Origin of the sequence: Megasphaera hominis, from assembly GCF_014269395.1 — a bacterium.
In the GTDB taxonomy this organism is placed as follows: domain Bacteria; phylum Bacillota; class Negativicutes; order Veillonellales; family Megasphaeraceae; genus Megasphaera; species Megasphaera hominis.
Genome location: NZ_JACOGK010000036.1, coordinates 1 through 23,103 on the forward strand (window position 1 = coordinate 1; position 23,103 = coordinate 23,103).

Below are 23,103 nucleotides of genomic sequence, written 5' to 3' on the forward strand. Positions count from 1 at the left end.
GCGACCTATTTCTAATCGTTGTTCTTTCGTTAATTTCACGTGGCAACCTCCCATCTAACAATTGAGGGCATCGGATACTAATTAGAAAATCTTTTATCCAAGATTACTACATTTAGTATTCAATTTCTACCCCCTCCATGTCCAACTTTAGCATACCACGTGCAGTAGAGGAGAAATTAGTGGTGATGACGTTGATGTAATAAAGCGGCCAATAGAGGTTGAATCTACAAAATCCATGTTCAGAGCTGCTAAAAACACCGGTAAAGACCTTGGTCTTTACCGGTGTTTTATCTTCACGGCCCTTGCGGGGGCTGGAAGTCAGGTAGTTTTTCTTCAATGGATACGTTGTGCCAGGCTTCGAAGAAGTAGGTCTGGCGGATGAGGGCGTTTGGCAGGTAGACTGCCAGAATGACGAAGGTGAGGAAGAAGATCAAGACGCTGGCGTGACTTTTTAAGGTCGGCAGGGAGATGAAGATCTTCGCGTTAAATTTGAAAATGAAGTAGCCAATGAAGTAATAGATAATGGCGATGATGAGGAGCGGCACGATGCCGATATCCTGAATGGTGCTCATGAGGTGCGGCAAGAAGGCCTGCGTCCGGAAGAGGAGAATCGTCATTTCCGTAATGCACTGTCCGTACAGCAGGAAATGGAGTACCTGACAGAGGGGAATGAACATGAGCAGCATGGAAAGGATAGTCGTACATGACTGGAAAAGGCGGCAATGCTTGCGTCCTGCTGTGAGCTGCTGGGCCGACATGAGGAAGAGCGCCGCATAACAGCCAAAGAGGATATCCGCCATAGGCGATAGGGACGTTGCCGTACTGCCAGCCTGCAGGTACATGAGGATCGGCGTCGTCATAGCCCAGCTCATACCTGTCAGGAACTGCGTCAGCCAAAGCCACGAAAGCAGCGTCTTGCCACTGACCCGTTGGACAACGTAAAAAATCAACATGGGCGGAATGAGCTGCCGCGACGCCAAGCCCATATCCTTGGCATCCTGGCCAACGGACGTGCAGTAATAGAGCAAATAGCACGCGCCATAGAGAAGTATACACTGCGCAATAAAGCGCGTATTTTTATTGTGGAGAATCGAGGAAATCGTCTCTAGTACGTTCATAGGTATCCTTTTTTTGCTTAGATAAGTTGAGATACAGTCTATTATAGCACGTTACGCTGCAGATTTTAATGGAGCTGCGTGAAAATAGCCTTGTTTATATTATATACTGCAAAGACGTTCCTCGTACAGACAAAAAAGCGAAAATGTGATAACAAAATATGATGAGCTATTGAGCCAGTTCCGCCTGCAATCGCCTGTCAGCCTCAGCCAGCGTTGCGGCGTCGACACCGAGTACCCGGTCAAAAGGTGCCTCTGGTGTCACGACTTGCAGCACCTGGGGCTGTAACGCCCGGACGGCCCGGGCAAAGAAGTCCAGCGAAGCTGCATCGTCGCTATACCCTTTGACCAATGTGATTTCCAAGCGGAAGATACCTGTGTAGGAGCGGCGAAAAGCTGCCATATTCGCTACGTGCTGGTCTACAGAATAGCCGGCGAGTGGCCGCTGGGCCTTTTGAAAGGCAGCGTCATTAGCCATTTTCAACTCGCCAATGACCTCCTCACACTGCTGCGCCAGTGCTGCACAGCGTGCATCTCCATACAAATAGCCATTCGACAAAAGCCGTACAGGTACGTGACAGGCATGAATCGTGTCGATTACCTTTTGCAGATCCGGATGGACAAAGGCCTCGCCGAGACAGTTGATAAACACCAAATCCGGCTTGATCACCTCAAGCCGCTTCTGCAAATCAGCCAGTGCCGAGGTCACATCACCAAAATCGTGGACCACATCCGTCTTTTCATGCGGTAACGACCGGGAGACAGGACAAAAAATACAGTTAAATGTGCAATACTTTCCAGGCAGGAGATTGACCTCCAATACCTTTTTTCCTTCTTCTATATATACAGGCTTATAGGAAAACTGGTTCATCATATACAGCCCCTTTCTTCTTGGATATAAAAATCAAGAATTTTGATATTGTAAGAAAACTGAGATTGTAAAAAACGCAGATTTTACTATTTCAACTTTCTGAGATTGTAAAAAACGTGAATTTTACAATTTCAGAATACTAGAAAAGAGCGTTCCCTGCAATAGGGAATGGCCGTATGCATTTTCATAACTGTAAAAAAATACTGAAAATTTCCTGCTTAATAAAAAAACAGCAGTTTCTATAAACAGCGTATAATCATTTAATAAATACATGATTATACGCTGTATTATTTTATTTGATAAATAAAGTAATATCAGTTATAATAATAAAAGAAAACAAATGAGATGCTAACTTATATATATAAGTAGTCTCACAAAACCTGCCTACAAAACGGAACAGTTACGATAAAGAAGGTAAATTCCCTATCAAATGAACAGAAAAAGGCAGATGAATCGTGGCTCGTAAAGAGTTTTTTGCGTAATTATATTTATTTGATTTTCTAATTGACAAGAAAGAAGATGAGGAGAATGATTGCTTCTAAAACGTATACCATTGAAACCCGGCTCAATCAAAGAGACAATGCCGGGTTAATCGAATATGTAAAAGGGTATCATATCCTCTATGGCAAGATGCTGCGTTTTACATGGCATCGGTATAACAATGGTGGCAGGTTCTCTGTAAAGAAAAGCGCGTTTAATACCATTTTGCAAAACCGCTTTCATGTGAATAAGCGTCTGGCCAATTCAGTTATTTCTGAAGTAGAAGGGTTATATAAAGCCCTGTATCAACTAAAATGGTATGAGTTTAGCCAGCTGAGTCGTAAAATAAAAAAGCTTGATAAAAAGCGAAAGAAGCTTTGCGAAAAAGTAGCCGCATTAAAGGAAAGGTCCCGAAACAATCAATTATCTCCTTCCGCCTTAACCTATTATCGCCAGCAGAAAGAAAAAATCTTTTATACCAGTCAAAAGCTGAATAAGCTAAAGCAGAAACAAGCCAATTTATTGAAAGAGATTCAAAGTAAAGATTTACATCTATGCTTTGGTTCAAAGAAACTGTTTCGGGCTCAATATCATCTGGCAGAAAACAAGCTGACGAGTCATGCCATCTGGTTAGACCATTTTCGTAAGCAAAGAGATAACCGGTCTTTATACATTGGATCGAAAGACGAACGTCGCTGCAACCAGATTGTACAATTAACACCCATGATACACGCGGGCAAAGGGAATCGCTTCGCTATTCAGTTGCGAAAAAATACAAAAAACCGTGAATATGTTTACGGGACTTGTATCTTTGCATACCTGAGCGGGTTACTTGCCAAAACGCTTGTTAAGCAAGACCACGGAATCAGCTACCGCATTGTTTTTCGTGGCAGTAAATGTTACCTGCAAGCTATGGTAACGCTTGATAGGGATACCGACGATTGTAAAACGAGAAAGACCCATGGAACAATCGGTTTGGACTATAACGACGGGTTCATTGAAGCAGCCGAAACCAATGACACGGGAAATCTCGTCAGACTAAAACACTATCGGTTACAGTATCATGGTACGGGAAAGAAAGCAGAATCCGAAATCCGTGAAGTCACCTCTCACATCGTAAATTATGCAGTATCTGTAGGAAAAGATATCGTTATTGAAGACTTAGATTTTCGCAAAGCGAAATCAGAAACAACTTCAGCAAAGTCCAATCAAGGTAAGGAATACAACAAAATGATTCATGCCTTTGACTATTCCAGATACAAGAAAACGTTTGAAAATTGTTGTTATAGACGAAAGGTTCATTTAATTCAAGTCAATCCTGCTTACACAAGCAAGATTGCCAAACAAAAATATTGCGACAGAAAGAAATTGACGATTCACCAGGGAGCAAGCTATGTCATTGCCCGTAAAGGGCAAGGCTTTGTTGATAAAAATATAAAGCCAAAGAAATCCGCATAACCAAACACTCCCGTTAAGAAAGAACTACTTCCAAGAGATGGTAGTCCTTGTACTTAACGGGAGCTTAAAACAGACACCTACGATCCTATTTTGTTGTGACACTTAGCAATAAGAGAAACTAAATATGATTGTCGGAAAACCATGAGCGTACCGTAACGCTCGAAATCATCAGGACGTTGTCTACCCTATTTTGTATGATTTTATTTTACGGCCATAATCGTCTGTTTCTTTGATATTATTATATGTAAATTTTTCGAATCTTTCAAGATACTTGCACTACATGCATCTATCAGACGTCGAAGCCCTGTGATCATGCGCTACGGGAATTAAGCATGTCCTTTTTTCTCGGACAGATCCTTTTCCCGCCGTCCCGGCACGCTGGCGGAGAGGCAGATTTCGCTGCAGATCGGGCAGCGCTGGCGAGGGACGAGTGCGGTTCGTTATTTCAAAAAAAAGTGCCGTAATACATTAGAAAAATATGTTATACTAAGAATATATAAGCTAACGAAAGAAGGCGATTCCTGTGAATCTATTGGAAGAAGTCATGACAGCCGCTGAAGCAACTGAAAAATGGCAAATGAATCCGCGGACAGTTCAGCAATCGTGTACGGGATATAAGGGAGAGAAACCACGCTTTACAGAAGACGAAGCTAGAAAAGCCGGGCGTATCTGGCTGGTAACCAGGGCGGGAATGGAAAGAGTATTTGGTCCGGAACCGCAGCATGAAGAGTAAATAAGGGGAGAATATGCGAATACCGGGAATTTTCTGCAGCATAGGTGCACCTGTCTGCACGATTTTGCGGACGTCCGCAACATGGATCACTCTTCAACTAGCGCATGGCTCAAAATTATAAATTATAAAGGTAATATAGTGGCCGATTGTATCAAAGAGAAAATGGAGGTGCTGAAACATGAAATTGCCGACTGAAAAACAAAAGAGATGGGAAGAAATTGATGATAAAATTTTCCCTTATCTTAGGGAAAATGACCAGTTAAAAGAAGATGCGCCGGATTGGGCCAGAGAACTTTATGGAGATTGGAAAAAAAGGTTACAAGAAATGCGGGAAGAAATGATTGAAGAGAAAAAAAGAATGGTGGCTTTGAATTTTAAAAATACACGTTGAAGCACTCAGAAATGAGTGCTTTTTTATTGCCCGAAAGAAGGAGGTGAGCGCGGTGGCTTACATTTCGGCAGAATCGGTAGCTATTCACGGTTTTGGAAATTATTTCAGTAAATGATTCAAACAAACATTTTGGGGGAGGTATCAGTTTATATAAACAGCACACAATCATGTATTTAGTACATGACTGTGTGCTGTCATTTGATTTGATACACCCTATGATTTTATTTTACGGTTCAGCGGATCCTCAACTTTTTCCTTTGCTATAGATTGAGAACCACATAACCCCTGGTCCCCTTCCTTCGCTCATCAAGCTGGGCATGAGCGGGGCAGGGAGTTCCTTGCTTTGCGTCAGCGAGTTTTTTTCTCGTCTTTGCTTTTTCTAAAAGGCTCTGCTGATGGTGGCGCTGTAGGTTAGGCCTTTTTGGATGCCTGTCCAGGCTGTTACTTGGATTTTGGCGCCCCAGGGGTTTTCTTTTGTGATCTGGCTTTGCCAGCCTAGTTCAAACAGGGCGCTGGATCCTTTGGCTCCGGCTGTCGGGGTTTCCAGGATGCCGTAGTGGGCTTTGGCGTTGTCTCCGAATTCGTAGTTCCAGGCCAGGCCTGCGTAGTAGGATTTGGACGGGCTGAGGGTTTTGGTCCAGCGGAAGCCTAGTCTTGCCGTGTAGGCGTTTACGCTGTCCAGGTTGTATTGGCTGTTGCCCAGGCTGCTGTGGAGGGTTACCGTGTCGGAGGCCAGGTGGGTCCAGAGGAATTTGGTGTAGATGTCGTAGGTGCTGTTATTTCGTTTTTGGAAGAGTTTGCCGAGGCCCAGGTGGGCGCTGATGTAGGGCGTGTTGGTGTCGTAGCTGGCTTGGTAGCCCAGAATTTGGGTGTGGAAGTCACTGTCCAGGCGGCCGGCTCTTAGCATGGCTTCGTAGTGGAGGCCGTTTGTTTTGTCGCGTCTTACGAGGAGGCCTGCGCCGGTGTAGTGCTGGTCACCGTCGGCTCTGGCGCCGTTGTCCAGGTGGGCCGTGTAGTTGCCGTTGCCGTATTCTACGAAGGGCATGATAGTATCGGCGTAGGTTTCATGGTAGGTGCGGCGGACGAAGCCGAGGTTGCCGTTGAAGCCTTGGGTGTCGATGTAGGAGCCCGTGTCGGTGCGGAGATCGTGTCCGCCCAGGACGATGTAGGGTGCGAATTTGGCTTTGACTTCGTTTTGTTCCCACGCTGCGAGGGCGCCGTCGTAGGCGTTGCTGAGGGCGAAGTCAGCTGCGTTGTTGAGGCGGCTGATGGCCGCAGTGCGTTCTTCAGGGATGAGTTTGGTATCCGGGTGAAGGGCGGGCTGGTCGTTTTCAGGGATGTCGAGGACGATGGTATAGGGGTCTTGCTGGTGGATGCGTACTTGGTGCAGGACGAAGCCCGTGTCGATGGCTTTGTCGAGGCCTGGCATCATGTGGTAGGTGGCGCCGTCGGTAGCAAGGCCCTTGGCGTCGTAAATGACGTTGATGTGTTCGCCCGGGCTGAGTTTGGTGGATTGTTGGATGCCCGCTTGGATGGCGGCGTTGCTGACGTCGGCCGTGTCGGTGACGGTGAGCAGGGTTTCATTGGCGACTGTGTCTTCCGGGACGTAGAAGTTGAGGTTTTGGAAATAGTCCAGGTTTTGTACGGTGTTGTCTTTGGTGTACATGTTGAGAGTGTTGTCCTGGCTGGCAGTTTGGCTGTAGCCGCCGTAGAGGCTCATCATGGTGCCTAGTTTGCTGCCGTATACGTTGACTGTATTGCCTGTTGCTGCGCCGTTCATGGCGTAGCCGCCGGCGATGAGGTTCGGGTCGATGTTAAGGCTGCTGGAATTGGCGGTCGCATCGGTGGTGCCGGCTGTGCCGCTGTAGAGGTTGAGGGTGTTGCCGCTGGCTTCGCCGGATTGGGAGAAGCCGCCGACGATACTGGTGGTGACGGTACCTTGCTTGAGGGTGACCGTGTTGTTGAGGGCGTTGCCGCTTCTGATGGACTCAGGTCCGGCAGATAGGCTTAAAACGGGTGCTGCCAAGAGGATTGCGTCAGGTAAGGCATGAAGCTGCAGGTCCAGGGAAATGCCGCCGAGGGCTTTGTCTACGGTGCTGTCAGCGTCGATGAGGACTTCATTTCCTTTGGCGTCGCCCATGGTAGATGCTTCATACGTCAAGGATTCCGTAATCAGTGAAGAGAGGGTGCTGCCTGTGCCGCCGCCAACGACGAGGCCGGAGTGGCTGTTGGCGAGGTAGACACTATTGCCGGCAGAGTTGCCGAGGGAAGCGTAGCCGCCTTCTATGGCAGCGATGTCCGAGTGATCCGTTACGGTGACGTAGTTGCCGGAGGCTTCGTTGCCCATGCGGGTCATGCCACCGGCTACAAAGCCGGGTAGCGTTCCATCTGCCAGGACGTCTGCCTGGGAGGCGATGATGCGGACTGTATTTCCTGTAGCATTTCCTGCTTCGGCATAGCCGCCGACGGTGAGGGTAAGGTCGCTGTTTGTCGCCTGGAGCGTATTGCCTGTGGCGTCACCGGCGAGGGCCCGGCCGCCTTGGAGACCGATGATGACGGGCCGATCTGCTACGTACTCGTCGATGTAGCTAGTTTCCATGGTGATACCACTGACGGTGACGGTATTGCCAGAAGCGCCATAGGTGGATTCTGCCGGTAAATCATTTTTGGAGAGGCCACCGATGATGGTGTGATAGGTACCACTGCCCGTGTCGGTGAGGGTCAGGGTGTTGCTATTGGCATGGCCGTCTTCAGCGATACCGGCTGCGACGATGACTTGGTTATCTGCAGCTGCCGTGCTGGCTAAGGCCAGGTCGAGAGTGTTGTTGTCGCTATGGGTGCTGCCCCAGCCGCCGAGGATGTGCGTGAGCTGGCTGTTCAGGGTGGTGTTTTTTATCTGGACGGTATTGGCGGAGGCTTCACCCGTGTGGGCAATGCCGCCGGCCAGGAGCGTGCCGGTGAAGTTTGCCGATGCCGGTGAAATAGACCATTTGTATATAGGAGTAACCGGGTAAGGTGTTGCTTCACCTGCTGCCGGGCCGACGCTGACGCCGTTCAGGGAGAGGAGGTTTCTATCCGCTGTGCCAGCGGCTGCTTCGCCGCCGACGGCCAGGTCAGTGACGATGGCGTCTTGGTCGAGGTAGACTTGGTTGTCATTGGCACTGCCGGCGCTTACTTCGTAGTACGCCGGATCGGCAATCATTGCACGCAGGACGACGCTGTTAAAGATAGGCGTTGACGACTGTTCGGAGCTGGCTGTGTAGCCGCCCCAGACGCTGCCGATGGTGGCGTGGTGCAGGGTTACGGTGTTCTCATTGGCTGGGAAGTCCAAGGTCAACTTTGTTTGATCCGGACCTACGCCAAGGTAATATGCTGCATCACTGGCCTCTTGAATTTCGCCGGAGACGGTACCGCCATAGACGGTGTCAGCCTGGCTATTGGTGAGGCTGGCATTATTGCCGTTGGCTGCTGCCGTGACGGTGGCGCTCAAGGAATTCAGCTTCAGCTGTTGTTGGACCACATCGTTGCCGTCCGGGTCAAACGGCGTAAGGGCGGTATTGGCTTCGGCCTTGCCGCCGTAGACGTCGGCTGCATGTACGTTGGTCAGGGTAATGTCGTTGCCAGCGCTGGCGATGCCGGCTGTGTAGGTACCATTTCCCTCACTATCGGTCGTAAGCCGCAAGGCACGTTCTCCGTTGCTGTAAGAGTACGCTGTGTCTTGGCTGCCGGCTTTGCCGCCGTAGAGGTTGCCGGTCTGGATGGAGGGGGCGCCATTGGCGTCGGTTGTGCCAGTGATGGCTACGCGGTTTTGCGAGGCCGTGTCGGGTGCGAGGCCGCCGTAGATGGTGAGCTGGTCGTTGCTTACGTTGGCGTTTGTGAGTTCTACGCTGTTGGCGGAGGCTTCACCGACAGGGGTGTACCCGCCGATGATGACCTGCGGTGACTGCCATGCCCGGGCAACACGCAAGACCGGGGCCGTATTAGCCAGGCTGTTTGCATATGTCATAGGCGGATCATAGCTGATGGTGGCGTCTGCCAGGGTAATTTTGTTGTTGTTGGCGTGGGCTGTGGGTTCCTTTCTTAGCAGCGAATACCAGGTTGTGAGTTCCGTTGTGACTTTACCGCCATAGATGCTGCCGTTGACGGTGGTACCCTTGATATGGACTTCATTTCCATCGGCTGCCAGCGTATAGGTGGAAGGGGAAGAGGCCGGAGTTGCAACGGCTACGTTTACGGATCTAAGCAACAATCTACCGCCGCCGTCAGTGGAGACTTCGCCACCGGTGATGTCTGCTGCGGCAGTGCCGCCCATGAGTTCGACCGTGTTCGTGTCAGCATGGAGGGTGTTTTCCGAATTATCGTAGCTGCCATAGGATTGCATCTTGTCTGCTTTACCGCCATAGATATTGCCGGATACGTCCATGTTTTCCAGATGGACGTTGTTGCTATCGGCGCGATAGGTTTCGATGGTCTTAGGTACAGATGGCTCTTGTGGCTGTTGTGCCGCAGTGGTCATCAGCACTCCATCAACCATGCCAAAACCCGTGTCGACTAAGCCGCCGTATACTTCATCATAGACGGTGCCGTTTTTGAGGTCGACGCGATTATCGTTGGCCTGGAGGGTCGGCTTGAGGATTTCTTCATTAGATGCGTCTGCCAAGATTGCGTTTGCGGACTGGAGCTGATATGACGGGTAGTTATACTGGAATCCGTTCCCTTCTACATGACCGCCATAGACCATGTACATGCTGTTGTCTGTACCAGTGACTTTGTTGGCATCGGCGGTGATGGTATCCGTGACTTCGAGGCTATAGGCCCGGACGGTGCCACCTGTGGTCCAACCGGCAAAGGATTGGGTGAGGGAAACTTCGTTTCCGTTCGCTACGGCATTTCCTGTCGTGCCACCAATGACGGTATAAGCATAGGCCTGGGTCAGGGAAACGGTGTTTTCGTTTGCGGCTTCGTCCCATGTATCCCCACCGGTGATGGTCTCTGCCCGGAGGCTTTTTTCCGGGGTCAGGCCATTCGTGTTTGCTCCAGCAGATGTGATTTCCGTACCTGTCAGGGTGACTGTATTGTTATTGGCTGTGGATTCGTAGGTATAGCCACCGTAGACATCACCGAGCTCAACGGACACAGCCGTTTCTTGCGTAATGGCTACGGTATTTTCATTGGCTGTGCCATTATAGGCATTGCCGCCAGCGACTTCAGAAATATAGGTCGAATCCGGATCGAGGTTCAGGTTGGTGAGACTGACTTCGTTCTTGTCGGCGCTGCCTTCGTCATGGATGTAGCCGCCGGCAATAGTGAGGTCTGTGTTTTCATTGATATTTACATCGGTAAGACTGACTGTATTGTCCTGGGCCAGGTTATTGCCGGCGCCGCCATAGAGAGAGGCGTTAACCGGCTTTACATCTTGAGCAAGCACGGCAGCCGTAAGGACGTTGGACGGAGCCTCCTTGGCAATAATCAAGGTGGCATCGCGCACGATTACTTCATTGGCTTGGGCAGCAGCGGCTTCTGCATAGCCACCGGCCAAAACGGGACTATCTGTATCTGCTGTAGGCGCTATCAGCACTTCAGCACCCTTCTCGATGACTACCTTATTACCTAAGACGGGCGTAACGTCTTCTATGGTATAGGCGGCAGCCAGGCTAGGCGTAGCATAGTTTTTACCTTCCACGACATTGCCACCGGTTACGACGACTTTCGCATCGTCCCCACTCAGGGTAATGATGTTGTATTCGGACTGTTTGGTGAGTTCTGATACGTGGACGGCGTCGTCGACGATGACGATAGATTCTTCCGGAATCACTTTCACAGATGTGTTTTCAGGGAACTTTGTCTCTGCCACAGTATTTGTGTTAGGGTCGACAGTGCCAATCAGGATACTGGCTTGAACTTGGGGTACGCTGAGGGTCATGGTGAATAGGCTGGCTAAGACTAGCATGGTTAGAGTGTTGTACTGTTTTCTCATAGCGATTCTCCTTCCCACTCGTGCCAGCGTACCGAAGCTTTCCCTGCCCATACAAGACTTGTATTGCTGTTGGTATGTACGCTGTACGATTGTTAAGCTGACGGTGGATGTAATGAATTCATGTTGATAAGACTCCTTGAAGTTAGAATGTTTTAGTATTGATTTGCCATAATATATTAAGCGATTTTATAGTTAAATTACTATTTCTTGGCTTATTATATAATATTCCTTTTTGCTTTTAAATTATACAAAAGTATATATTTTATATTTTTTAGTTATTTAATATGATGATTCGTGTTAGTTATTATTCATTGATTTACATTATTTCGGGAGTTTTTATTATTTGTTATATATTATTCGTGAGTATTTTTTGAAATTATACTATACTTTGCGTTGCTTTACTTTACGGTATCCTCATCTGCCGTGCATTGCACGATACCCCTTCCGCCACTCATCCATTCTGAGATGAGCCTTTTTTCCCGATTTTCAGTAATAAAAAAAGCCCGTACACCCTTTTTTGTGGTCATGCTGTTTACAGTTTTGTGGTTTCGATGGATACAATTTGTGGTCTACCTAGACCATGTTTGTGGTCAAAAGGCCTTGGCACCCATCGCGCGTTGTCGAGGCCTTTTGGATTAGAAGGTATACGTGTCTTTTTTATTTAGATAGTATAAAATACGATTTCTAGTCCTCTTGAAATTACGAAATCCATTTGCATTGCTTAATAAACGCTGTACTTGACGATTCTTTGATTCAATAATATGGCTATTGTTGATTCGGCTGCCATGTACGATGATAAACGAATTTACGACTTCTTGCGGTCGGGAAGCACATCGATAATGACACCTGTAGCAAAATCCATGAGGAGACAGCAGTATAGAGAAGCGTAGTCGGAATCTGGCAGATAATGTTCATTAATAGATAAGATTTCAGGCAAGGGGTTGCGTGCAATACATACATATCTGTCAAAAATGCGGAGAACCATCGCCTTAGATATGTGGTTCCGATTAGCTGCGAGAGTATAAGTGATTTCCGGATGTTTAAGATCTTGTAATATGTTGAGTTTGGTTTTGTGAGGAATCCCTTCATGTGAGCATGTGAAGGGATTCGGTTCATTGAACGTACTCTGGCAGGTGTTGTAGCGATATCTACGCTGGAGATACAGGATGGTACAGGCTCTGTTTATGAATGTGGAATGAGTAAGTTTACGGGGATAATATCCATGAATATGTGCCTGTCCGTTGCAATACGGGCAAGCACAGTGAGCGTCAATAAGACGGATTTTAATGATCATAGAACCGTCGGATTGGTTGAATGTAAGCAATTCTTGAATTTGTTCGGATTCGATGTTCAACATATTTGTGATAAACCGATCTAGAGGCATATTGTCTTTCCTCCTTTTTGGTAATGAATGGGTGATACTTTCATTCTGAGGAGCAGATTTCTTTTTGCAAAGTACAGACCGCAAAATGTAAACAGCCCCACCACAAAGTGTGAACAGTGAAACCACAAGGTGTGACTAGGCTGATCACATAAGATGGACTAGAAAAAGAGACCATAAAAATTAGACTAGGGGGTAACCACACCACAAAAGTTGGACTAATATCCAAGTTTCAAAATCATTAACAATTTCTCCGAAAAGCCTCTGAACAAGCCCGTTCAGAGGCTTTTCTCTATGCCCATATCACCCTAAAAGGTTGAACGGATACTGATAATAGTGTATCATGATATATTGAATCACTTTATATACTATATATATGAGAAATTACCTGTATATCATTTTGTATAAAAGGCTGGGATACACGTATGTTAGAGTTTCCAATCAAACGCACGATTATCATCGACGATAAGAAAAAGAAGGAGCGCAAGAAGAAGAAAAAAGACGGTGATGACAAGATTGTCATTAACGGTACTATTCATTTGCCGGAGAAGGAGCCATTGAAAAAAATGGATCCTTTGCCGAAGAATGCCAAGAATCTGGTTATCGTGGAATCACCGGCTAAGGCCAAGACGATTGAACGGTTCTTGGGCAGCGACTACCGCGTCATGGCGAGCCGTGGTCATTTGCGGGATTTGCCGCGTAATCAGTTCGGTGTCAATATTGAAAACGGCTTTGCGCCGGTGTATACGAATATGTTTGACAAGCGCAAGCTTATTGAAGAGCTGCAGCACGAGTTTGTCCGTTCAAAGAACGTCTATCTGGCAACTGACCCGGACCGTGAAGGGGAGGCTATTTCCTGGCATTTGGCACATTTGCTGGAAATCGACCCACATACACCGTGCCGCGTCATGTTCCACGAAATCACGAAAAAGGCTGTCCTCGCAGGGATTGAATCGCCTGAGCCGATTGATCTGCAGAAGGTCGATGCCCAGCAGGCCCGCCGCGTTTTGGACCGTATTGTAGGCTACAAGCTGAGCCCGCTTCTTTGGAAGAAGGTTTGCAAGGGCCTCAGTGCCGGCCGTGTCCAGTCCGTTGCCGTGCGCCTCATTTGCGAACGGGAAGAGGAAATCAAAGCCTTCGTGCCGGAAGAGTATTGGACGATTCAGGGCCTGTATACGACAGATGATGGCCTGGAGCTCCATACGGAACTGGCAAAAATCAACGGGGAAAAGGCCGCCATTGCTGACGAAGAACAGGCTAAGGCCATTGCGGCCGATCTGCAGTGGGAAAAGGCCGCCATTGCTGACGAAGAACAGGCTAAGGCCATTGCGGCCGATCTGCAGTGGGAAAAGGCCAAAAAGGACCAGCCTGCCGATGTCATCGACAAGGTGGAAAAACGGCGGCGCAAACGGCAGCCCCAGCCGCCTTTCACGACGTCGACGATGCAGCAGGAATGCGTCAGTAAATTAAATTTTGGCGCCAAGAAGACCATGATGCTGGCGCAGCAGCTCTATGAAGGCCTCGATATTGGCGAACACGGCCACGTCGGCCTCATTACCTACATGCGTACAGACTCGGTCCGCATCAACGACGATATGATCAAACAGGCCCGGGAATTCATTCAGAACCAGTATGGTCCGGAGTTTGTCCCGGAAAAGGCCCATGTTTACAAGGCCCGCCAGTCGAGCCAGGATGCTCACGAAGCCATTCGTCCGACATCCCTCGAACTGACACCGGACGTAGTGGCACCGTTCCTTTCGCGGGACCAGCTGCGCCTCTATACGCTCGTCTGGAACCGCTTCCTGGCCAGCCAGATGGCGGCCGTTGAAACGGAACACATGGCCATTATCATCCACAGCGGCAAGTACGAACTGCGCGCCGCCGGCTACACGGTTATTTTCAAGGGCTTTACGGAGCTCTATGAAGATGCCAAGAAGGATAAGACCCTGAGTGTCCTGCCGGACATCAAGACAGGTACGGTCGTTCACAATAAAAAAATCGATCCGCAGCAGCACTTCACGCAGCCGCCACCGCGCTACACCGAAGCCAGCCTCATCAAAACCCTCGAAGAAAAGGGCATTGGCCGGCCGAGTACGTACGCGCCGATCATGGACACAATCCAAAATCGTAACTACGTGGAAAAGAAGGATAAGCAGTTCGTGCCGACGGAGCTGGGCGTGATCATCGTCGATTTGCTGAAGCGTTTCTTTGAACAGATCATTAACGTCAGCTTTACGGCCCACATGGAAGAAGAACTCGATGCTATCGAACAGGGCAAGGACACGTACGTCCACGTCCTGCAGGAATTTTACGATGTCTTCGAGCCGGAAATGGAAGCTGCCGAAGAAGGCATGGAAAAGGTTACCATTGCCGGTCAGGAATCCGGTGAAATCTGCAGTGTCTGCGGTGCACCTATGGTCTACAAATTCGGCCGTTTCGGCAAATTCCTGGCCTGTTCTAATTTCCCGGAATGCCGCAATACGAAGGCCATCGTCGAAGACCTGGGCATTACCTGTCCCAAATGCGGCAAGGGCTCACTCATCAAGCGCAAGTCCAAGCGGGGCCGTGTTTTCTACGGCTGCAGTGAATATCCGGAGTGCGATTTCGTCCTCTGGAACCAGCCCGTCGATAAGAAATGCGACCTCTGCGGCAGCATCATGACTGTAAAACATTATAAGAAAGGCCCGGATAAGCTCTTCTGCAGCAATCCGGACTGTGAAAATCATAAAAAAGGTGAGGTAGTCAATGAAGAATAGTGTCTTAGTTATCGGCGCCGGTCTGGCCGGCTCAGAAGCGGCTTGGCAGCTGGCCCAGCGCGGCATTCCTGTCGAACTCGTGGAAATGCGTCCCGTCCAGTCGTCGCCGGCCCATCATACAGCCTTATTTGCGGAGCTCGTCTGCAGCAACTCCCTGCGCGCGGCCAATATCGAAAATGCCGTCGGTCTTTTGAAGGAAGAAATGCGCCGTCTGGGCTCGCTCATCATGGAAGCCGCCGACGCTACGCGCGTGCCGGCCGGCGGTGCTCTCGCCGTCGACCGTGTTCCCTTCAGCGAATACATTACGAAGAAAATAGAAGCGCACCCGCTCATCACCATCCGTCACGAAGAAGTGACAGAACTCCCGGAAGACCAGATTTGCATCGTCGCTACAGGGCCGCTTACGAGCCCGGCCATGGCCGATACAATCCAAAAGCTGACCGGTGCGGATTATTTCCATTTCCACGATGCCGCAGCACCCATCGTCAGCGTCGATTCCCTCAATATGACCAAGGTCTATCGCGCAGCCCGCTACGGCAAGGGCGGTGCCGACTATTTGAACTGCCCCTTTACGGAAGAAGAATACAAGGCCTTCTGGCAGGCCCTGACGACGGCCGAATGTGCCGAACTGCACGACTTTGAAAAGAACGATGCCGTCTTTGAAGGCTGCATGCCAGTAGAAGTCATGGCCGGCCGCGGCATCGATACGCTCCGCTTCGGCCCCATGAAGCCCGTCGGCCTGGAACTGCCCGGTACGGACCAGATCCCCTACGCCGTCGTCCAGCTGCGCCAGGATAACGGCAGCGCCACGCTCTACAATATCGTCGGCTTCCAGACACACCTCAAGTTCCCGGAACAAAAACGGGTCTTTTCCATGATCCCCGGCCTGGAACATGCCGAATTCTTCCGCTACGGCGTCATGCACCGCAACTCGTACATCAACTCGCCGGAGCTCCTCGATGCGACGCTTCAGTACCGGCGCAACAAGAACCTCTTCTTTGCCGGCCAGCTGACCGGTGTCGAAGGCTATTTGGAATCGGCCTCTATGGGCCTCCTTTCGGGCATCAACGCCGCCCGCCTGGCCCAAGGACTGGACTGCATCACCTTCTCAAGCCGCACGGCCATTGGCGGCCTGAGCCACTATATTTCGTCGCCCCACGACAATTTCCAGCCCATGAACGTCAACTTCGGCATTATGGAACCGCTGGGCATCAAAAAGCGCATGAAGAAAAAGGAAAAGAATGGCCTCATTGCCCAGCGGGCGCTCGAAGAAATTGAAACGATGAAAGGAAGTATATAAGTATGACCACAGAATTTCATGCAACTACGATCTGCGCCGTCCAAAAAGACGGCAAAACAGCCATTGCCGGTGACGGCCAGGTGACTATGGGTAACTCCGTCATCATGAAGGGCACAGCCCAGAAGGTCCGCCGCCTCTATCACGGCAAGATCATTAGCGGCTTTGCCGGCTCTGTCGCCGATGCCTTTACCCTCTTTGACCGGTTCGAAGCTAAGCTCAACGAACACAACGGCAACCTCGTCCGCAGTGCCGTCGAACTGGCTAAGGACTGGCGCTCCGACCGGGTCCTGCACAAGCTGGAAGCCCTCCTCCTCGTAGCTGACAGCCAGCGCATCCTCCTCATTTCCGGCAACGGCGAAGTCATTGAACCGGATGACGGCGTCCTGGCCATCGGTTCCGGTGGCAACTACGCCCTCGCCTCGGCACGGGCCCTCCTGCAAAACACAGACCTGACGGCCCGGGAAATTGCCGAAAAATCCCTGCACATCGCAGCGGATATCTGCGTTTACACGAACCACAACGTCATCGTAGAAGAAATATAAGAAAGAGGTACCAACATGAACGAAATGGAATTAACGCCTAAACAAATCGTAGCCGAACTGGATAAATACATCGTCGGCCAGAGTGAAGCCAAAAAATCCGTGGCCATTGCCCTGCGTAACCGCTGGCGCCGCAAGAACCTGAGCGAAGATATGCAGACGGAAATCATTCCGAAGAACATCCTCCTCATCGGCCCGACAGGCGTCGGCAAAACGGAAATCGCCCGCCGTCTGGCCCGCCTCGTCGGCGCGCCCTTTATCAAGGTCGAAGCCACGAAATATACGGAAGTAGGCTACGTCGGCCGTGACGTCGAACAGATCATCCGCGACCTCGTCACCAACGCTATCCGCATGGTCCAGGAACAGGAAAGCGAACGCCACGAAAGCCAGGCCGAAGAAGAAGCCAATAAGCGCATCCTCCAGGTCCTCTGGCCGAAGAAAACCGATACGGCGAAGAAAATCGTCCGCAACCCTATGGACGTCTTCTTCAGCTCTGACGACGAAGAAGAAAAAGAAGAACAGCACGACGTACCGAAAATTGAAGAACACAGCTCCGGCCGGCGCCAGCAGATGCTCGAAGACATCCGCAACCACAAGATGGACGAACGGGAAATCGAAGTGGAAATTACGGAACAGGCCGCCCCGGTTCAGGGCATCCTGACGGGCAACTCGTCGGAAGAGCTGACCAATAATTTCCAGCAGATGCTGGGCAGCATCATGCCGAAAAAGAAGAAGAAAAAGAAGATGACTGTCGCCAAAGCCCGGGAAATCTTCAAGGCCGAAGAACTGGAAAAGATGCTCGACATGGATTCTGTCGTGGAAAAAGCCATTGAAGCCACAGAAGAATCGGGCATCGTCTTTATCGACGAATTCGATAAGATCGCCGAAAAAGGCCACACCCAGGGCCCTGACGTTTCCCGTGAAGGCGTACAGCGCGACATCCTGCCTATCGTCGAAGGCGCAACGGTCAATACGAAATACGGCCCGGTCAAGACGGATCACATTCTCTTCATCGCGGCCGGTGCTTTCCACGTCTCGAAGCCGAGCGACCTCATTCCGGAACTGCAGGGCCGTTTCCCTATCCGCGTATCCCTCAATTCCCTGACGGTCGACGATTTCCGCCGCATCCTGACCGAACCGAACCAGTCTCTCGTGAAGCAGTATACGGCCCTCCTTTCCACAGACGGCGTCGAACTGGAATTTACAGATGAAGGCATTGACGCCATTGCCGAATACGCCTATCGCGTTAATATGGAAACAGAAAACATCGGTGCCCGCCGTCTCCACACGATCCTCGAAAAAATTCTCGAAGACGTATCCTACGAAGCACCGGACATCCCGGAAAAACACATCGCCGTGGACAAAGCCTTTGTCACCTCGAAACTGAATGACGTCGTCCAGAACGTCGACCTCAGCCATTACATCTTATAAGGAGTACCATGAGACCTTACGCCAAATTATACATCACAAAAAAAGGGGAAAAAGCAGCCCGCAGCGGCCATCCCTGGGTTTACGGAGAAGAAGTGACCCGCGTGGACGGCACCTTTGAAACGGGGGACATCGTCGATGTCCTCAGTGACAAGGGGAAATACCTCGGTACGGGCTTTGCCAACCTCATTTCCAAAATCCGCGTGCGCATCCTTTCGACCAATGCCAACGACCGCTTCGACGAAGCCTTTTGGCAGCGCCGCGTCCAGTATGCTCTGGACTACCGCCGCACGGTTATGGGCGAAAAGGACTTTGCCTGCTGCCGCCTCATCTTTGGCGATGCCGATGAAATGCCGGGCCTTACGGTGGACCGCTACAACGATATCCTCGTGGCCCAGACCCTGTGCTATGGCATGGACCAGGTAAAGCCGATTATTTTCAAGGCCCTCTTTGACCAGCTCCAGGCCATGGGCGTCACCATCCGCGGCATTTACGAACGCAACGACGTTCACGTGCGCGAGCTCGACGGCATGGAACAGTACAAGGGCTGGTATGAAGCCGCTTACTTGCCTGAGCCCGGTGCACCGCTGACGACGATTGATGAAAACGGCATCCTCTACGACGTAGACGTAGAAAACGGCCAGAAGACGGGCTTTTTCCTCGACCAGAAATATAACCGTCTGGCTGTGGCCAAGCTCGCCAAGGGCCGCCACGTCCTCGATTGCTTCACTCATACGGGAGCCTTTGCCCTGAACGCAGCCAAGGGCGGCGCTGCCAGCGTTACCGCTGTCGACGTCTCGGCCGAAGCCGTAGAAATGACGGAAGAAAACATCCGCCGTAACGGCCTCGAAGCTATTGTCACGGCCAAGCAGGCCAACGTCTTCGACCTCCTGACGCAGCTGGCAGAAGAGAAGAATCACGATTACGACTTCATCATCCTCGATCCGCCGGCCTTTACCAAATCGGGCCATACTGTGCACAATGCCATTAGAGGCTACAAAGAAATCAACCTGAAGGCTATGAAGCTCCTGCCCCGTGGCGGCTATCTCGCTACGTGCTCGTGCTCCCATTTTATGCGCGACGATCTGTTCCGCCGCATGCTCGCCGATGCCGCCTCTGATGCGGGCGTACACCTGCGCCAAATCGAAGGGCGCCAGCAGTCGCCGGATCATCCCATCCTCTGGAATGTACCGGAAACGAATTATCTCAAGTTTTACCTCTTCCAGGTCGTCTGACAGGCCCAATGTGTGCTATAATTTTCAGATAGACTATGTAACCTCAAGGAAAAAGGAGAGATTCCTATGAATTTCAGAAGTACCCGCTCTGATGAAACCGTATCTGCCTCGTATGCCCTCTTACACGGCCTGGCTCGCGACGGTGGCTTGTATGTACCGGAAACATTCCCGGAACAGGTCCTGACGTATAAGGACTTGGCAGAAAAATCCTATCAGGAAATTGCCGCGACGGTATTGTCCTATTTTTTCACCAACTTTAGTGCTGACGAACGCAAGGAAATGATTGCCGCTGCCTATAACGACAGCACCTTTGACGATGAACGTATTGTGCCTCTCCATTCCTTGGATACGGAGCTGACCATTGCCGAACTGTTCCATGGCCGCACGCTGGCCTTTAAGGATTTGGCCTTGTCCCTTTTCCCGTATCTCCTGACGGCTGCCAAAAAGCAGGAAAAAGAAGAACGGGACATCCTTATCCTCACGGCTACCAGCGGTGATACGGGCAAAGCTGCCCTGGAAGGCTTTAAAGACGTAGACGGGACGAACATCATGGTCTTTTACCCGAGCGAAGGCGTGAGCCCTATGCAAAAGCAGCAAATGCAGAAGCAGGAAGGGAAGAACGTCCGCGTCACGGCCATTAACGGCAACTTCGACGATGCCCAGAGCTTCCTCAAACGGGTCTTTACGAGCGAAGAGGTCAACGCCTACGCCAACGAAAAGGGCGTCCTTTTCTCGAGTGCCAACTCCATCAACATTGGCCGTCTCTTCCCGCAGGTAGCTTACTACGTAGCGACGTGGGTACGCCTCGTCGACGACGGCATTGTTGGCCAGAACGATACCTTTGACGTCGTCGTGCCGACAGGCAACTTTGGCAATATCCTGGCCGGCTGGTTTGCCAAGAAGATGGGTGCGCCCATTGGCCGCCTCATTTGTGCTTCGAATAAGAATAAAGTCCTTGCCGATTTCTTCAAGACCGGCGTCTACGATATGAACCGTGACTTCTATACGACAGACAGCCCGTCTATGGATATTCTCCTTTCGAGCAATTTTGAACGCTTCCTCTTTTACGTAGCCGGCGGCAACACAGACCGTGTTGCCCAGTGGGAAAAGGAGCTCCAGGAAACAGGCAAAATGCAGGTCAGCCCGGAAGAACTTGCGGCCCTGCAGGCTGAGTTCAGCGGCGACTGGATCGATGACGACGAAACGAAGGCCGTCATCAACCACGTCTTCAACGACTTTGGCTACCTCATGGATCCCCATACGGCTGTGGCCTGCGGCGTATACATGAACTTCCATAAGGAAGGACGCCTGCCGCATCATACGGTAGTCATGTCGACGGCCCATCCGTACAAATTCCCGCCTGTCCTGTGCCAGGCTCTGGCCTTGCCGGCGTCGGATGATCCCTTTACGATGCTCGCCACAGTGAGCGAAGTCACCAACATCGCCTTGCCGCAGCCCTTGGCGGACCTGCGCCAGAAACCGGTGCGCTTTGCTGATACGATCGAACGGGAAGCCATGAAGGATGCCGTCCTTTCCTTTGTCGATACCATCAGTGACCGGCAAAAGGCGTAAGAAAAGGGGCTCTGCGTAATGAGTAAAGGTGTTATTTACGCAATCCTTTCTGCCCTGGCATTTAGTATCCAGAATGTCATCGTAAAAGAATTGTCCTATACGATGAGCACTGGAGAAATCGCCTTTTTCCGCGGTTTCCTCAGTGCCCTGCTGATTATTGGCCTCATGCGGGCCCAGCACATTCATCTGTCCCATGAAGACCGTCCGACCCTCGTCATGCGTGGCGTTCTCGGCGGCCTGGGCATGATTTGTATTTTCTACGCCCTGCGCGGCATGCCCTTGGCGGACGTGTCGATTATTTCCCAGCTCTCGGCGTTTTTCGTCATGCTCTTTGCGGCGATTTTCCTGGATGAAGTACTGCCTAAGGGCTCGAAGCTGCCCTTGGTCGTCATTTTCGTCGGCGGCTGTCTCGTCGTCCGGCCCTGGAATTTCGCGTCCTTCAATATTTATTCCCTCTTTGCCCTGGCACAGGCTGTCTTTGCTGCCGGCGCCTATACAACGGTAAGCAAGCTGACCAACTCGGGACGGCACCATCCCTACGAGGTCGTCCTGTACTTCCTGGGCTGTGCGGCCCTTTCCGGCGCCATTCTCATGGCCATTACAGGCTCCTTCGTCGTGCCGAATCTGGCCGAATGGGGCTGGTATATCGCCTTGGGCGTGATTACGGTCATCGCCCAGATTTGGATGACCGACGCCTACGCGACGGCGAACCCTGTCGTCGTCAGCTTTGTATCGTACATCGGTGTCTTCTTTAACGCCCTGTGGGGCTTCGTCATCTTCCAGGAAATGCTGACCCTCCTGACAGTAGCCGGCGGCATCCTGATTATTGGCGGTTCTATGTACCTGACGAAACTCAAGCACGACAAGATTGCCGAAATGGCCGCTGTCCATGAACGGAGCAAAAAAGATACACTATGACAAAAGAAAAAATCAATGAAACGCATATCAAGGTAGCCTTCTTTGTCGGCCTGGTAGCCGTACTGGCAGGGATTCACTTGGCAATCCCAGACTTTTACCGTACCGTGTGGGACCTTTCGACGAGTGGCAATATGCATGGCACGATCCAGTACCTGCGTTCCTTCGGTATTTGGGCCGTTGCCGTGAGCATGATCATCGACATTGTCATCAACATCGTCGGGTTCCTGCCGTCCATCTTCATTTCTACGGCGAACGGCGTCGTCTTCGGTGTCTTCCAGGGGACCCTCGTCTCGTGGATTGCCGAAACCATCGGCGTTATTATCAGCTTTTTCTTCATGCGGACCCTCTTTCGCAATAAGGCCAAAAGGGCTATTGAAAAGAGCAAGATGCTGAGCAAGCTGGATCATTACAGCACGTGGCAGGCGATGACCGTCGCCCGGGCTGTACCGTATTCGCCGAATGGACTGGTGACGGCTCTCGGTGCATTGAGTCATATCAGCTACCGTGATTACATCATTGGCTGTTTTATTGGCAAATTGCCGTCTGTTGCCTGTGAGGTCTTCGTCGGCCATGACATCGTCATGTTCGAAGACCATACGATGCGCCTGACCATCTTAGTCATCGTCATTACGATCGTCTACGGTGGCCTTTGGTACTGGCATCGCCGGCAAAAGGCAAAGAAAGTGCTGCACAAGATTGAAGAAGATCTAAAAGCAGAAGAAACAAAAGACTAATACAAAAAAGGCCGGCCCTTAGGGGTATGAACCGCTCCCCGTCAAGTAGACAGAGCAAAAAATAAAACATGTACTTATTACTGCCACCGATATCCGGTGGCAGTTTTTATGCTGCCACGTAATAGTTATTGTGCTTTTCCATCGGGGTTACTACACCCAGTTTTCTCTGTAAACGCTTAGTATTGTAATAGCCAATGTAATCTTCAATCATTGCA

Annotated in this window: 15 protein-coding genes; 11 read left to right on the plus strand and 4 right to left on the minus strand. The window is 50.6% G+C overall.

All coding sequences use genetic code 11. The features are described from left to right. Positions 1 to 293: 293 nt before the first annotated feature. Both H8J70_RS10510 and H8J70_RS10515 read right to left on the minus strand, forming a co-directional pair. Positions 294 to 1,118, minus strand: coding sequence for a hypothetical protein (locus H8J70_RS10510; protein WP_186504248.1), 825 nt, complete (start codon positions 1,116 to 1,118; stop codon positions 294 to 296). 166 nt (positions 1,119 to 1,284) lie between these two features. Continuing rightward, positions 1,285 to 1,989 (minus strand): radical SAM protein, encoded by a 705-nt coding sequence (locus H8J70_RS10515; protein ID WP_222433684.1) that lies wholly within the window; start codon positions 1,987 to 1,989, stop codon positions 1,285 to 1,287. 525 nt (positions 1,990 to 2,514) lie between these two features. Between H8J70_RS10515 and H8J70_RS10520 the strand changes: the two genes are divergently transcribed. From H8J70_RS10520 to H8J70_RS10530, 3 genes are all read left to right on the plus strand, one after another. Beyond that, positions 2,515 to 3,924, plus strand: coding sequence for an IS200/IS605 family accessory protein TnpB-related protein (locus H8J70_RS10520; RefSeq protein ID WP_186504249.1), 1,410 nt, complete (start codon positions 2,515 to 2,517; stop codon positions 3,922 to 3,924). 523 nt (positions 3,925 to 4,447) lie between these two features. Further along, complete coding sequence (locus H8J70_RS10525) at positions 4,448 to 4,657, plus strand: helix-turn-helix domain-containing protein (protein ID WP_288201240.1); 210 nt, start codon at positions 4,448 to 4,450, stop codon at positions 4,655 to 4,657. A gap of 178 nt (positions 4,658 to 4,835) precedes the next feature. After that, entirely contained in the window at positions 4,836 to 5,048 is a 213-nt protein-coding gene (locus tag H8J70_RS10530; protein WP_186504250.1) for a hypothetical protein, read from the plus strand. A gap of 379 nt (positions 5,049 to 5,427) precedes the next feature. On the opposite strand, the gene H8J70_RS10535 is transcribed toward H8J70_RS10530, so the two are convergent. Continuing rightward, the gene (locus H8J70_RS10535) at positions 5,428 to 11,025 is read right to left on the minus strand and encodes an autotransporter outer membrane beta-barrel domain-containing protein (RefSeq protein ID WP_186504251.1); all 5,598 of its coding nucleotides are present in this window, start codon (positions 11,023 to 11,025) and stop codon (positions 5,428 to 5,430) included. Positions 11,026 to 12,831: 1,806 nt separating this feature from the next. Between H8J70_RS10535 and topA the strand changes: the two genes are divergently transcribed. The 8 genes from topA (at position 12,832) to H8J70_RS10575 (ending at position 22,888) form a co-directional block, all read left to right on the plus strand. Further along, a complete protein-coding gene (topA, locus tag H8J70_RS10540; RefSeq protein WP_186504252.1) occupies positions 12,832 to 15,162 on the plus strand; it encodes a type I DNA topoisomerase in 2,331 nt (776 codons plus the stop codon). Further along, positions 15,152 to 16,462 carry a methylenetetrahydrofolate--tRNA-(uracil(54)-C(5))-methyltransferase (FADH(2)-oxidizing) TrmFO gene (trmFO, locus tag H8J70_RS10545; protein ID WP_186504253.1) on the plus strand — a complete coding sequence of 437 codons (1,311 nt, stop codon included), beginning with the start codon at positions 15,152 to 15,154 and terminating at the stop codon, positions 16,460 to 16,462. Before topA ends, trmFO begins: the two co-directional genes overlap by 11 nt. A 2-nt stretch (positions 16,463 to 16,464) precedes the next feature. Next, positions 16,465 to 17,004, plus strand: coding sequence for an ATP-dependent protease subunit HslV (hslV, locus tag H8J70_RS10550; protein WP_186504254.1), 540 nt, complete (start codon positions 16,465 to 16,467; stop codon positions 17,002 to 17,004). Between the two features lie 15 nt (positions 17,005 to 17,019). Next, a complete protein-coding gene (gene hslU, locus H8J70_RS10555; protein WP_186504255.1) occupies positions 17,020 to 18,432 on the plus strand; it encodes an ATP-dependent protease ATPase subunit HslU in 1,413 nt (470 codons plus the stop codon). 8 nt (positions 18,433 to 18,440) lie between these two features. Next, entirely contained in the window at positions 18,441 to 19,664 is a 1,224-nt protein-coding gene (locus tag H8J70_RS10560; protein ID WP_186504256.1) for a class I SAM-dependent rRNA methyltransferase, read from the plus strand. 66 nt (positions 19,665 to 19,730) lie between these two features. Continuing rightward, on the plus strand, positions 19,731 to 21,236 hold the full coding sequence (gene thrC / locus H8J70_RS10565; RefSeq protein ID WP_186504257.1) for a threonine synthase: 1,506 nt from the start codon (positions 19,731 to 19,733) through the stop codon (positions 21,234 to 21,236). A gap of 18 nt (positions 21,237 to 21,254) precedes the next feature. Continuing rightward, positions 21,255 to 22,154 carry a DMT family transporter gene (locus H8J70_RS10570; RefSeq protein ID WP_186504258.1) on the plus strand — a complete coding sequence of 300 codons (900 nt, stop codon included), beginning with the start codon at positions 21,255 to 21,257 and terminating at the stop codon, positions 22,152 to 22,154. Next, the gene (locus H8J70_RS10575; protein WP_186504259.1) at positions 22,151 to 22,888 is read left to right on the plus strand and encodes a TVP38/TMEM64 family protein; all 738 of its coding nucleotides are present in this window, start codon (positions 22,151 to 22,153) and stop codon (positions 22,886 to 22,888) included. Before H8J70_RS10570 ends, H8J70_RS10575 begins: the two co-directional genes overlap by 4 nt. A 106-nt stretch (positions 22,889 to 22,994) precedes the next feature. Here H8J70_RS10575 and H8J70_RS12905 read toward each other — a convergent pair whose 3' ends face one another. After that, on the minus strand, positions 22,995 to 23,099 hold the full coding sequence (locus H8J70_RS12905) for an IS3 family transposase (protein WP_425489114.1): 105 nt from the start codon (positions 23,097 to 23,099) through the stop codon (positions 22,995 to 22,997). Positions 23,100 to 23,103 lie beyond the last annotated feature (4 nt).